Source organism: Vibrio clamense (assembly GCF_050337905.1).
GTDB lineage: Bacteria > Pseudomonadota > Gammaproteobacteria > Enterobacterales > Vibrionaceae > Vibrio > Vibrio cortegadensis.
In genome coordinates this window covers 1-1,062 of sequence record NZ_JAKJTJ010000066.1, presented here as the reverse complement: position 1 = coordinate 1,062, position 1,062 = coordinate 1, and the positions used below count along the sequence as shown (strand labels likewise).

Annotated in this window: 3 tRNA genes and 2 rRNA genes; all 5 read right to left on the bottom strand. The window is 44.4% G+C overall.

The window, feature by feature from the left end:
• Positions 1-114: ribosomal RNA gene (locus tag L4C39_RS20085) — 23S ribosomal RNA — on the bottom strand; the annotation flags it as partial.
• Positions 115-461: 347 nt separating this feature from the next.
• Positions 462-537 (bottom strand) — tRNA-Val (locus tag L4C39_RS20080).
• A 32-nt stretch (positions 538-569) separates the two neighbouring features.
• Positions 570-645 (bottom strand) — tRNA-Lys (locus tag L4C39_RS20075).
• Between the two features lie 2 nt (positions 646-647).
• Positions 648-723, bottom strand: a tRNA-Glu gene (locus tag L4C39_RS20070).
• Between the two features lie 93 nt (positions 724-816).
• Positions 817-1,062, bottom strand: a 16S ribosomal RNA gene (locus tag L4C39_RS20065); the annotation flags it as partial.

Sequence of the window (1,062 nt, the reverse complement as noted above, 5' to 3'; positions counted from 1 at the left end):
AAATCCCAGACTCAAAAGACTTTTACTGTCTAATCTGGGCTTATCGCAAGTTAATACGTCCTTCATCGCCTCTGACTGCCAAGGCATCCACCGTGTACGCTTAGTCACTTAACCATACAACCCGAAAGGGTCTTATGTATGGCAACTAACCAAGGTTTTTGGTTGTCATTAAGAAGGGTTAATTCTCAATGACTGTTTGCCGGACTCAATAATGGAACAATGTAAACATTGTTCCGAATACAAGACACTTGAATGTGTTTGTGTGTTTATCAATGAAGATAAACATTGAGAACTTTTAAATTTGATTTGAGTTACTCGTAAGTAATCAAATCAGTCAGCTTTCCAAATTGTTAAAGAGCAATATCTAACTTAATAGACATTTTCTAAAGACTTTATCGTCAGAAAATCCAACCAACTTCTCGCGAACTGGTTTGGATAACATAAACAAAATACTTAGAGAATGGTGGGCGATACCGGGCTCGAACCAGTGACCCCCTGCTTGTAAGGCAGGTGCTCTCCCAACTGAGCTAATCGCCCACATTAAGTTTTAATTCTTCAGTGGAGAAGAATGGTGGGTCGTGCAGGATTCGAACCTGCGACCAATTGATTAAAAGTCAACTGCTCTACCAACTGAGCTAACGACCCAATGGTATCCCGTAGGGGAGTCGAACCCCTGTTACCGCCGTGAAAGGGCGGTGTCCTAGGCCTCTAGACGAACGGGACACTGGATATTGAAGAACTTGGGAGTTCTTCATCTCTTTTTCTTTTTAAACCTAATCAATCTGTGTGGGTACTCATCGTGAAAATCTTCGTATATAAGGAGGTGATCCAGCCCCAGGTTCCCCTAGGGCTACCTTGTTACGACTTCACCCCAGTCATGAACCACAAAGTGGTGAGCGTCCTCCCCGAAAGGTTAAACTACCCACTTCTTTTGCAGCCCACTCCCATGGTGTGACGGGCGGTGTGTACAAGGCCCGGGAACGTATTCACCGTAGCATTCTGATCTACGATTACTAGCGATTCCGACTTCATGGAGTCGAGTTGCAGACTCCAATCCGGACT